General features: G+C 72.2%; 9 protein-coding genes and 1 pseudogene. All 10 read left to right on the forward strand.

The window, feature by feature from the left end; translation table 11 throughout:
- Positions 1–134 precede the first annotated feature (134 nt).
- Positions 135–1,985, forward strand: a complete 1,851-nt coding sequence (locus tag MXD60_RS27315; RefSeq protein WP_518468794.1) for a phenylalanine--tRNA ligase subunit beta — start codon at positions 135–137, stop codon at positions 1,983–1,985.
- Between the two features lie 137 nt (positions 1,986–2,122).
- Positions 2,123–3,151, forward strand: a complete 1,029-nt coding sequence (argC, locus tag MXD60_RS27320) for an N-acetyl-gamma-glutamyl-phosphate reductase (RefSeq protein WP_248822568.1) — start codon at positions 2,123–2,125, stop codon at positions 3,149–3,151.
- A gap of 64 nt (positions 3,152–3,215) precedes the next feature.
- Positions 3,216–4,376, forward strand: a complete 1,161-nt coding sequence (gene argJ, locus MXD60_RS27325) for a bifunctional glutamate N-acetyltransferase/amino-acid acetyltransferase ArgJ (RefSeq protein ID WP_248822569.1) — start codon at positions 3,216–3,218, stop codon at positions 4,374–4,376.
- Positions 4,373–5,362 carry an acetylglutamate kinase gene (gene argB, locus MXD60_RS27330; protein WP_248822570.1) on the forward strand — a complete coding sequence of 330 codons (990 nt, stop codon included), beginning with the start codon at positions 4,373–4,375 and terminating at the stop codon, positions 5,360–5,362. The genes argJ and argB overlap by 4 nt, the downstream gene beginning before the upstream one ends.
- Positions 5,359–6,600, forward strand: a complete 1,242-nt coding sequence (locus MXD60_RS27335) for an acetylornithine transaminase (protein WP_248822571.1) — start codon at positions 5,359–5,361, stop codon at positions 6,598–6,600. The genes argB and MXD60_RS27335 overlap by 4 nt, the downstream gene beginning before the upstream one ends.
- On the forward strand, positions 6,597–7,553 hold the full coding sequence (argF, locus tag MXD60_RS27340; protein ID WP_248822572.1) for an ornithine carbamoyltransferase: 957 nt from the start codon (positions 6,597–6,599) through the stop codon (positions 7,551–7,553). The genes MXD60_RS27335 and argF overlap by 4 nt, the downstream gene beginning before the upstream one ends.
- Positions 7,554–7,588: 35 nt before the next feature.
- On the forward strand, positions 7,589–8,221 hold the full coding sequence (gene argR / locus MXD60_RS27345) for an arginine repressor (protein ID WP_248822573.1): 633 nt from the start codon (positions 7,589–7,591) through the stop codon (positions 8,219–8,221).
- Between the two features lie 13 nt (positions 8,222–8,234).
- Positions 8,235–9,437, forward strand: coding sequence for an argininosuccinate synthase (locus MXD60_RS27350; protein ID WP_248822574.1), 1,203 nt, complete (start codon positions 8,235–8,237; stop codon positions 9,435–9,437).
- Positions 9,434–10,907: pseudogene (argH, locus tag MXD60_RS27355) on the forward strand (argininosuccinate lyase). Before MXD60_RS27350 ends, argH begins: the two are co-directional and overlap by 4 nt.
- Before the next feature lie 5 nt (positions 10,908–10,912).
- Positions 10,913–11,638 (forward strand): DNA-3-methyladenine glycosylase, encoded by a 726-nt coding sequence (locus MXD60_RS27360; protein ID WP_248822575.1) that lies wholly within the window; start codon positions 10,913–10,915, stop codon positions 11,636–11,638.
- The last annotated feature ends 537 nt before the right edge of the window (positions 11,639–12,175 follow it).

Genomic DNA, 12,175 nt, shown 5'->3' on the forward strand with positions numbered 1-12,175 from the left:
TCCCAGGGGCGTAGCGGGGCGAGGCCGGCGTCGGTCCAGGAACGGGCCGACAGCACCGAGTACGCGGGCCGGGCGTCGCGGCGTACCCGGTCGTCGTCGAGGACACCGCCGGCTGCGACCGGTATGTCGCGCGAGTGGTCACCGGCGTCGACCCGACCGCCAGCATCCCGCTGACCTGGGCCCGGCGGCTGTCGCTGGCCGGGATGCGGCCGATCTCCGCACCCGTGGACGTGACCAACGCGGTGCTGCTCGGCCTTGGCCAGCCGCTGCATGCCTTCGACCGGGCGAAGCTGTCCGGGCCGATCGTGGTGCGCGCCGCCGCGCCGGGGGAGAAGCTGCGCACCCTCGACGGCGTCGAGCGTGTTCTCGACCCTGAGGACCTGGTCATCGCGGACGACTCCGGCCCGGTCGCCCTCGCCGGGGTGATGGGTGGGGCGAGCACGGAGGTCTCCGCGCAGACCACCGACATCGTGCTGGAGTCGGCGCACTTCGACCCGATCCGCATCGCGCGCACCGCCCGCCGGCACCGACTGTCCTCCGAGGCATCGCGGCGCTTCGAGCGCGGCGTCGACCCCGCGCTCGCGCCAGTCGCCGCCGCTGTGGCCGTCGACCTGCTCGCGGAGCTCACCGGCGCCCGGCCCGCACCCGGCGTGACCGACATCGACCATCGCTCGCCCGCCGTCGCGGTTCCCCTGCCGCTCGGGGAGGCCGAGCGGCTCGCCGGGCGTTCGTATCCGGCGGAGGTGGTGCGCCGCCGCCTGTCTGACGTCGGCTGCACGATCGCGGAGGGAAAGACCACGCAGGGCCGCGGTAACCCGGGCGACGATCCGGCCGACGGCGACACCCTGCTCGTCGTTCCGCCGTCGTGGCGCCCTGACCTGATGCGGGCCGCCGATCTCGTCGAGGAGATCGTTCGGCTGGAGGGTTACGACACGATTCCGGTCACCCTCCCGCGGCTGCCGGCCGGGCGGGGCCTGACTCCGTCCCAGCGGTTGCGCCGAGCCGTTGGGCGGGCGCTCGCCCACGACGGGTTCGTCGAGGTGCTGACCTTGCCGTTCGTCGCGCGGGACGCGGCCGACGCGCTCGGCCTCGCCGCCGACGACCCGCGCCGGGCCGCCGTCCGGATGGCCAACCCCATCGCCGAGGACGCCGCCTACCTGCGTACCACGCTGCTGTCCGGGCTGATCGCCGCGGCGGTGCGCAACATCGGCCGCGGCCAGCAGGACCTGGCGCTGTTCGAGGCCGGCCTCGTCTTCCGTGAGCGGTCCGCCGCCGCGTGGCCGACGTCGCCGCCGGCGCGGCGCCGCCCGACCGACGAGGAGATCGCCGGACTCGACGTCGCCCTGCCCGAGCAGCCGCGGCACGTCGCCGCGCTGCTCACCGGCCGGCGGGAGCTGGGCGTCCTGGGCGGCACCGGCCGGGCTGCGGACTGGGCGGACGCGGTCGACGCCGCGCATCTCGTCGCCGAGGCACTGGGACTCTCCCTGACTGTCACGGCCGGGGACAGCATGCCCTGGCATCCGGGCCGCTGCGCGCGGCTGTCGATCGAGGGGCGCCTGGTCGGCAGCGCCGGCGAGCTGCACCCCCGCGTCCTCGCCGACGTCGGCCTGCCGCCGCGGTCGGTCGCGATGGAACTCGACCTTGACGCGCTGCTCGAGGTGGCCGCGACCACCCCCGCGGTGGCGGCGCCGACGATCTCGAACTATCCGCCGGCGGACCGGGATGTGGCGCTCGTCGTCCCGACCCGGGTGCCGGTCGCAGAGGTCACGGCCGCGCTGCGGGACGGTGCGGGTGAGCTGCTGGAATCGCTGACGCTCTTCGACGTGTTCGAGGGCGCCCAGGTCGGTCCCGGCCAGCGTTCGCTTGCCTTCGGCCTGCGCCTGCGGGCAGACGACCGCACGCTGACCGCCGCCGAGGCGAACGCCGCCCGCGACGCCGCCGTCGCCGCGGCCGCCGACCGCACCGGTGCGACGCTTCGCGCCTGACCCTGCGGCGGGCCCGTGGCGTCGCGCAGTACCGCCGATGACCATCACCGCCCCTCCTCCTGACGCCGACCCGCCACCGCCGACGCGTTCGCCCAACCTTATTGCATGGCCATGCGGTCGAGTGTATAAATTTGCGTATGGGACTGACGGCGGCGGTGGCGGGAGCCAGCGGGTACGGCGGCGGTGAGCTGCTGCGCCTGCTGCTCGGCCACCCGGAAATCGGTATCGGCGCCCTCGCGGCGAACACGTCGGCCGGCCTGCCGGTGACGGATGTACATCCGAACCTGATCGACCTGGACGGCCGCGTCTTCACCGGCGCCGAAGCGCTCGCGGCCAGCGACGCGGACGTCGTCTTCCTCGCGCTGCCGCATGGCCAGTCGGGGGCAGTTGCGGCGGCGCTGCCGGACAGCGTCCGCGTCGTCGACCTCGGCGCCGACCACCGTCTCGTCGACCCGCGCGCCTGGCAGAAGGCCTACGGCGGGGAGCACGCGGGCAGTTGGACGTATGGCATGCCCGAGCTGCCGGGCGCCCGTGAGCGGATCGCGTCCAGCCAGCGGGTCGCGGCCCCGGGTTGCTATCCCACGGCATCGTCCCTCGCGCTCGCTCCGCTGCTTGCCGCCGGGCTCGTCGAGCCGGCGGACCTCAGCGTCGTCGCCGCCAGCGGAACCTCCGGCGCCGGGCGTGCGGCCAAGGTCAACCTTCTCGGCAGTGAGGTGATGGGCGACCTGACCGCCTACAAGGTCGGCACACATCAGCATCGGCCCGAGATCGTCCAGGCGCTGTCCGAGGTTGCCGGCACGGCGGTGAGCCTGTCCTTCACCCCGGTGCTCGCCCCGTTGCCCCGCGGTATCCTCGCCACCTGCTCTGGGCGGGCCGTCGCCGGTACCGACGCGGACGCGGTGTACGAGGCGTTGCGCGCGGCATACGCGGGCGAGCCGTTCGTGCGGGTGCTGCCGCCCGGCCGCTGGCCGCGGGCCGCGGCCACCCTCGGCGGTAACGCCGCCCACATCCAGGGCACGTACGACGCCGAGTCGGGGCGGGCGATCGTCGTGTCCGCCATCGACAATCTCGGCAAAGGCGCGGCCGGGCAGGCGCTGCAGTGCGCCAACCTCATGCTCGGCCTGCCGGAGACGACCGGCCTGAGCGCCCAGGGCATCGCGCCGTGACCGTCGCCCCCTGACCCCGCGTTCGCGCGAGGTCCCATCCACCGATCCGCCTGGGAGGGAAGCAGTGAGCGTCACCGCCCCACGGGGTTTTCGTGCAGCCGGAGTCGCGGCGGGTCTGAAGCCGTCCGGAAATCCGGACGTCGCCCTGGTCGTGAATGACGGGCCGTCGGACGCGGCCGCCGGAGTCTTCACCCGCAACCGGATCCAGGCAGCCCCGGTGCGGTGGACCCGCCAGACCCTCGCCGACGGCCGGCTGCGCGCGGTGGTCCTCAACTCGGGTGGCGCGAACGCGTGCACCGGGCCAGCCGGGTTCGCCGACACCCATGCCACCGCCGAGCACGTCGCCGCGCCGCTCGGCATCGGCGCGGGAGACGTCGCGGTCTGTTCCACCGGCCTGATCGGTGTTCGCCTGGACATGCCCGCGCTGCTCGGTGGCGTCACCGCGGCCGTGTCCGCGTTGAGCGGCGACGGCGGCGTCGACGCGGCCGAGGCCATCCGCACGACGGACACCGTCGCGAAGACAGCCGTGCGCACCTCCAGCGTGGCCTCGGGCGTGACCATCGGCGGGATGGGCAAGGGCGCAGCCATGCTGGCGCCGTCGCTGGCGACCATGCTGGTCGTGGTCACCACCGACGCGGTCGCCGAGGCCGCCGTTCTCGACCGGGTGGTGCGCGAGGCGTCCCGGGTCAGCTTCGAGCGGGTCGACTCCGACGGCTGCCTGTCCACCAACGACACCGTGCTGCTGCTTGCCTCCGGTGCGTCCGGCGTGACTCTGCCCGAGGCCGAACTGACCGCCCTGGTTGCCGAGGTGTGCACCGACCTGGCCCAGCAGATGCTCGGCGATGCCGAAGGCGCCACGAAGACGATCGCCATCACGATTGTCGGTGCCGCGAGCGAGGCCGACGCGTTGGAGGTCGGCCGGTCTGTCGCGCGCAACAACCTGCTCAAGTGCGCGCTCTACGGCAAGGATCCGAACTGGGGCCGGGTCCTGGCCGCCATCGGCACGACCCAGGCGGCCTTCGAGCCCGATGCGCTGGACGTGTCCATGAACGGTGTGCAGGTCTGCCGTGCCGGCGCGCCCGGCGAGAACCGGGATCTCGTCGATCTGTCCGGTCGGCAGGTCGACATTCTCGTCGACCTGCACGCCGGCTCCGAGGAGCTCACCGTCTGGACGAACGACCTGACCGACGGCTACGTCTACGAGAACTCGGCGTACTCGACATGAGCGCCGGAGTCCCCACCGGCCAGCGGGGCGCGGCCGCCAGCGCCCGCGGGCACGCGGCACTGGCCAAGACCCAGGTCCTCATCGAGGCGCTGCCGTGGCTGTCGCGTTTCCAGGGCGCGACCATCGTGGTCAAGTACGGCGGCAACGCCATGACGGAGCCGGCGCTGCGGGCCGCCTTCGCCGCCGACATCGTGTTCCTGCGTTACTCCGGCCTGCGGGTCGTTGTCGTCCACGGTGGCGGCCCGCAGATCACGGCGCATCTGTCCCGGCTCGGGGTGCAGTCGACCTTCGTCGGCGGCCTGCGGGTGACCACCCCGGAGACGATGGACATCGTGCGGATGGTCCTGCTCGGGCAGGTCAACCGGGACGTCGTCGGTCTCGTCAACGACCACGGCCCCTTCGCCGTGGGGTTGTCCGGCGAGGACGCCAACCTGTTCACCGCCCGCCGCCGTCCGGCGATCGTCGACGGCGAGGAGGTCGACGTCGGCCGCGTCGGTGACATCGTCGAGGTGCGCGCCGAGACGATTGACGCGCTGCTCGACTCGGGCAAGGTGCCGATCGTCGCCTCGGTGGCCCGCGGGATAGACGGCGGCGTCTACAACGTCAATGCCGACACCGCCGCCGCCGAGCTCGCCGTCGCCCTCGGCGCCACCAAGCTCGTCGTGCTGACCGATGTCGAGGGTCTGTACGCCGACTGGCCGGCCAGCGACGAGGTGCTCAGTGAGCTGAGCATCACTGAGCTCGAACAGCTCCTGCCCACCCTCGCGGCCGGCATGATTCCCAAGATGGAGGCCTGCCGGCGGGCGGTGCGCGGCGGCGTCCCGCAGGCGCACGTGCTTGACGGCCGCGTGCCGCACGCCGTCCTCCTGGAGATCTTCACGGATGACGGCATCGGCACTCTGATCAGCCCGGACCCCGAGCCGGTGCCCCCAGTGCGCCCGGACCTCGCCGAGGCCGCCCCCGACCAGTCCGGAGACAGGACATGAACGCCGATCTGCTCACCCGCCGCGACGCCGTTGTCATGGCGACCTACGGGCGCCCGGCCCTCTCGCTGGTCCGCGGGCAGGGCTCGCGGGTCTGGGATGACGCGGGGCGCGAGTATGTGGACCTGCTCGGCGGCATCGCGGTGAGCGTGCTGGGCCACGGTCATCCGGCTATCCGGGCCGCCGTGATCGACCAGTTCGACACCCTGGGCCACGTGTCGAACCTGTACGCCAACGAGCCGCAGGTCCGCCTGGCCGAGCGGCTCGTCGAACTGCTCGGCGCGGACGCCTCGGCGCCGGGCCTGTCCGGGTCCGGGGCGAAGGTCTTCTTCGCGAATTCCGGCGCCGAGGCGAACGAGGCCGCTATCAAGATCGCCCGGCGCACCGGCCGGCCGGAGATCATCGCGGCAGAGGGTTCGTTCCACGGCCGCACCCTGGGCGCGCTGTCCATCACTGGCCAGCCGGCGAAACGCGCGCCGTTCGAACCCCTGCTGCCCGGTGTGCGGTTCGTGCCCTACGGTGACGCGGAGGCGCTGCGGGCGGCGCTCAGCGAGCGCACCGCGGCGGTCTTCCTGGAACCGACGCTCGGCGAGGCCGGCGTCGTGGCGCCGCCTGAGGGCTACCTTGCTCAGGCACGGTCAGCCTGCGACGCCACCGGAACGCTGCTGGTGTTCGACGAGGTGCAGAGCGGCATCGGCCGGACGGGCTCGTGGTTCGCCCACCAGACGGTCGGGGTGCGCCCGGACGTCGTCACCCTGGCGAAGGGCCTCGGCGGCGGCCTGCCGATCGGCGCCTGCATCGGTCTGGGCGCCGCCGCGGATCTCCTGCGTCCCGGGGACCACGGCAGCACCTTCGGGGGCGGGCCGATCGTGTGCGCGGCGGCGCTCGCGGTGCTCGACACGATCGCCGCCGAGGGACTGCTCGACCATGCTGCCCGCCTCGGTGACCGGCTCGCGGAAGGAATCCTCGTCGCGGCGATCCCCGGCGTCGCCGGAGTACGCGGGCGGGGCCTGTGGCGCGCGATCGAGCTGGACGGTGCGTTCTCGGCCGCGGTGGAGACGGCCGCGCGCCAGGCGGGATACCTGGTCAACGCGGTCGCCCCGGACGCCGTCCGACTGGCTCCGCCGCTGATCCTCACCGAGGCCGAAGCAGACGACTTCGTGGCCGCCCTGCCGGGCATCGTCGCTGCGGCACGCGGGTTGACGGGTACGGCCGAAACAGGCTCTAAGGTCAGCGCATGACGGCCCGACACTTCCTGCTCGACACCGACCTGACCTCCGCGGACCAGGCCGCCGTTCTCGACCTCGCCGACGCGCTCAAGGCGCGGCGGCGTGTCCCGGGCCCGGCCGACCGGCCGTTGACCGGACGCTCGGTGGCGCTGCTGTTCGAGAAGCCCTCCACCCGCACCCGGATCTCGTTCGACGTGGGCGTGGCCGAGCTCGGCGGCCATCCGGTCGTGATCGACGCGACGAGCAGCCATCTCGGGCGCGGCGAGACGATCGAGGACACCGCTGCGGTGCTCAGCAGATATGTGGACGCGATCGTGGTGCGCACCTTCGCGCAGGAGCGGCTCGAGCGCCTCGCCGCCGCGTCCAGCGTCCCGGTCGTCAACGCGCTGTCCGACCATGCCCATCCCTGCCAGGCTCTGGCCGACCTGCAGACGATCCGGGAACGGCGGGGCCACCTGGCGGGCCTGACCCTGACCTACCTTGGCGACGGCAACAACGTCGCGCACTCGCTGCTGCTGGCCGGGACGCTCGCCGGCATGCGGATCCACGTCGCCTCACCCCCCGGCTACGAGCCGTTCGAGCAGGTCGTCCGGCATGCGAACGAGATCGGCGCGGCCACCGGGGGCGAGGCTCTGGTCATGCACAACGCCCTCGAAGCGGCTGCCGACGCGGACGTCCTCTATACGGATGTCTGGGCGTCGATGGGGCAGGAAGACGAGTCGGACAGCCGATCGCTGGTGTTCCAGCCCTACCGCCTCGACGAGAAGGCGGTGGAGGCCGCCCGGCCGGACGTGCTCGTCATGCACTGCCTGCCGGCGCACCGTGAGCTGGAGATCGCTAGCGCGGTGATCGACGGACCGCGCTCGGTCGTGTTCGATCAGGCGGAGAACCGGCTGCACGCGCAGAAGGCCCTGTTGTCCCTGCTGCTCACCGAGGGCGCCGACGGGCAAGGCGGGCCGCGGTGATGGCGGCCGGCGCACCGGTGCGGCGTGCCGCACCCATGACCAAGCACGCCAGGCAGGCGCGGCTGGCCGGTTTGATCGGGCAGCGCCCGGTGCGATCCCAGTCGGAACTCGCGCGCCTGCTCGCCGCCGAGGGCATGCAGGTCACCCAGGCCACCCTGTCCCGTGACCTGGAGGACATCGGCGCGACGAAGGTGCGTGGCGCCGACGGCGTGCTGGTGTATGCCGTTGACGTCAATCTCGCGCCGGCCGAGACCGTCCGGCTGCCCCTGACCCGGCTGTGCGAGGAGCTGCTGGTATCCGCGGAGGCCAACGGAGATCTCGTGGTACTCCGAACCCCGCCCGGCGCGGCCCAGTTGTTCGCCTCCGCGCTGGATCGTGAGGCGCTCGCGGTGGTCATGGGCACCATCGCCGGGGACGACACGGTGCTCGTCGTGTGCCGGTCAGCCGAGTCCATCGCCGGTGACGGCGGTGCGACCAGGGACGCACCGGCGGGCGAGGGCGTCATGGCCGGGCGTGAACCCCCCGGCGGCGTCGCCCCGTTGGGCGGCCCCGCCCTCGCGACCTACCTGCTGTGGCTCGCGGAGGGACGTACTCGGGGGGCGGTGCCGGGGCCGGCACGCCCAGGCAGTCCCGAGGACGGCCCAACCCGCAATCCGACTTCGACGTAAGGAGACAAGTCCCGTGACCGAACGCGTCGTGCTTGCCTACTCGGGCGGCCTCGACACGTCCGTGGCCATCGGCTGGATCGGCGCCGAAACCGGTGCCGACGTCGTCGCGCTGGCGGTCGATGTCGGCCAGGGCGGCGAGGACCTCGAGGCCATCCGCCAGCGCGCGCTCACCTGCGGTGCCGTCGAGTCCATCGTGGTCGACGCCCGCGCTGAGTTCGCCGAGTCGTTCGTGGCGCCGGCGATCCGTGCCAATGCGCTCTACATGGACCGCTACCCACTGATTTCGTCGCTGTCGCGGCCGATCATCGTCAAGCACCTGGTCGAGGCCGCCCGGGAGCATGGCGCGGACGCCATCGCCCACGGCTGCACCGGAAAGGGCAACGACCAGGTTCGCTTCGAAGTCGGTGTCTCGGCGCTGTCGCCCGGACTGACGGTGCTCGCCCCGGTGCGGGATTCGGGCATGACCCGGGACAAGGCGATCGCCTTCGCCGAGGAGCGGGGTCTGCCCATCGACGTGTCGAAGAGATCGCCGTACTCCATCGACCAGAACCTCTGGGGCCGGACCGCGGAGTGCGGCATCCTCGAGGACCCGTGGGCGCAGCCGCCGGAGGACGTCTTCGTCTACTCGGCGGACCCGACGGTCGCGCGGCCTGCCGACGAGGTGACGGTGTCGTTCACCGACGGCGTGCCGACCGGCCTGGACGGGCGCGCCCTGTCGTTGGCCGAGCTGGTCGCCGAGCTCAACACCCGCGCGGGTGCGCACGGCGTCGGTCGGATCGACATGATCGAGGACCGGCTCGTCGGGATCAAGAGCCGGGAGATCTACGAGTGCCCGGCGGCGATGACCCTCCTCACCGCGCACCGCGACCTCGAGGATCTCACCCTGGAGCGGGATGTCGCCCGGTTCAAGCGGGGCGTCGACCAGCGCTGGGGCGAGATCGTCTACGACGGCCTCTGGTACTCGCCGCTGAAGCTCGCGCTGGACGCCTTCGTCGACTCGGCGAGCGTGGGGGTCTCCGGGGACGTGCGCCTGCGCCTGTCCGGCGGCGTCGCGCAGGTTGTCGGTCGGCGCAGCCCGGCGAGCCTCTACGATCACGCGCTGGCGACCTACGACGCCGGTGACCAGTTCGACCAGAGCGACGCGCGCGGATTCATCGAACTGTGGGGTCTGCCGACCAAGGTCTGGGCGGCCCGCGAGCAGCGGCTCGACCCGTGACCTCGACAGATCGTTCCACCGAGGCCGCCGCGTCGGCCGCGCCCCCCCGCGGGCCCCCCGCCGGCGGGGCCCCCGAGGGGCGGGGGGGGGGGCGCGTAGCGGGGGGGCCCGGCGGAGGCGCTCGCCCGGCTGTCGGTGAGCGTCCAGTTCGACTGGCGGCTCGCGCCCTACGACCTGCTCGCCTCGAAGTCCCACGCCGGCGTGCTGCACCGGGCGGGACTGCTCGACGACGCGGAGTTCGCCGCGATGCTCTCCGCGATCGACGACCTCGCCGAGGCCGTCACCGGCGGAGACTTCCGGCCGACGGTGGAGGACGAGGATGTCCACACCGCGCTGGAACGCGGCCTGCTGGAGCGCCTCGGCACGCTCGGCGGCAAGTTGCGCGCCGGCCGCAGTCGCAACGACCAGGTCGCCACAGACCTGCGGTTGTACCTGCGGGATCATGCCCGGCAGGTCGCGGCCCGGCTGACCGAGCTGTCCCAGGCCCTGGTCACGCTGGCCGAGCAGCATGTCGACACGCCGGCGCCCGGGATGACCCATCTGCAGCATGCGCAGCCGATTTCCTTCGGTCACCAGCTGCTGGCACATGTCCAGGCGTTCGTGCGGGACGCGGACCGACTGCGGGACTGGGATGTCCGGGCTGCAGTCAGCGCGCTGGGCGCGGGCGCGCTCGCTGGTTCCTCCCTGCCGCTGGATCCGCAGGGCGTCGCGGCCGAGCTGGGGTTCGACCGGGCGTTCGAGAACTCGCTCGACGCCGTGTCCGACCGCGACTTCGCCGCGGAGTTCCTCTTCGTGGCCGCGCTCATCGGCGTGCACCTGTCGCGGCTGGGCGAGGAGATCGTGCTGTGGACAACACGTGAGTTCGGCTGGGTGGAACTGGACGACGCCTTTGCCACCGGCAGTTCGATCATGCCGCAGAAGAAGAATCCCGATGTCGCCGAGCTCGCCCGGGGCAAGTCCGGACGACTCATCGGCGGTCTCACCGGTTTCCTCGCGACTCTGAAGGGCCTGCCTCTGGCCTACGACCGGGACCTTCAGGAGGACAAGGAACCGGTGTTCGACGCGGTGGACACCCTGCTGTTGGTGCTGCCCGCGTTGACAGGCACGGTCGCGACGATGCGCGTGCGTCGCGACCGCCTCGCCGCGGCCGCGCCCGACGGTTTCGCGCTCGCCACCGATGTCGCCGAGTACCTCGTGCGCAACGGGGTGCCGTTCCGCCAGGCGCACGAGGCCGTGGGCCAGCTCGTCTCCTGGTGCGTGGCGCACGACGTGGACCTCGATGGCGTCAGCGACGAGGACCTCGCGGTGATCAATCCGCTGCTGACTGCGGACGTCCGAGACGTGCTGTCCGTGACCGGGGCCCTGCAGGCCCGGTCCGCGCCCGGCGGTACGGCTCCCGACCGGGTCCGCGACCAGATCGACGCGTTGCGCCCAGTGCTCGACCGGGATCGTCGGTGGGCGACAGGCTGACCGACATGCCGCCGTTTGCGGCTGCCTTCTACGACCGGCCCGTGCTGGCGGTCGCGCCGGACCTTCTCGGTGCGACCGTGCGGCACGGGCCGGTCGCGGTTCGGATCACGGAGGTGGAGGCGTACGGAGGTCGGGACGACCCCGCCTCGCACGCCTACGGCGGGCCCACGCCTCGCGCCGCGGTCATGTTCGGTCCGCCGGGCTGTGCGTACGTGTACCTCAGCTACGGCGTGCACTGGTGTCTCAATGTCGTGTGCGGGCCGGTGGGGGAAGGTTCCGCCGTGCTGATCCGGGCAGGGGAGGTGACTGCGGGCAGGGAGGCGGTTCGGGATCGGTGGCCCTCCCTGGCGCTGCGCGACCTCGCCAGGGGCCCGGGAAGACTCGGCCGGGCCCTGGGCGTCGGACCGACACTGACTGGGACACCGGTGACGGGAGGCGGTCCGCTGTCTGTCGGACCGGCGCGACCTCCGTTGCCTCTCGACCGCAGGCCCACCGCGTCCGACGACGCCGTGCTGGTGCCGACCTCGTCATCCAGAGGGACGTCCAGCCCGGGGCCGCCGTCGCCCCGGCGCGATCAGCTGACCAGGGTGCGCAGTGGCCCACGGGTGGGTATCAGGACCGCGGTGGACCGACCATGGCGGTTCTGGCTGGCCGGGGACGAGACCGTCAGCGGGGCCCGACAGAGCCGCGCTACCAGGGGATCCGGTCCGGCTGGGCTCCTGCGCGGGTGAGCGGCGGAGATCTTGCCGGCTACCGGGCCAGAACCTCAAGCCTCCCATATCAGAACATCACAACGAACCTCTCCGAGGGTGGTGTGACATAGGTCACACATCTGAGGGAGGGATTGATTTGACGCCCACCGTCATCCACCCGTAATGTTCTCTCTGTCAGCGCGACACGGCAGCCGCCGGAAACGACGGAAGCGGCCCCGCTGACAGGCCGCCCCCTCGGGGGTGGCGGGGACAGCGAGTGCAAGGCGGCCCCTTCGAGGGTGAACTGACTAGCACCGCTCCTAAACCTTGGAAATTGTACGAAAATCGCACGATTGCGACATCTCTTCAGATGTCCGGTCGTCAAGCGTCTGCTCCTTGAGAACTCAACAGCGTGCCGATTGTCAGTGCCAAATATGTTTGACCCCGTTCATGGCCTGGCTGGTTGTGCTTCCACGGTTTGTGGGGGTGTGGCTGGTTTTGGTTGTGAGGGATTCCTTTGGACACGATGCTCGTGGGTCTCACACGGTTGTGTGGGGTTTGTGGGTGTTGATGTCG

The organism is Frankia sp. AgB32 (assembly GCF_023243045.1).
GTDB lineage: Bacteria > Actinomycetota > Actinomycetes > Frankiales > Frankiaceae > Frankia.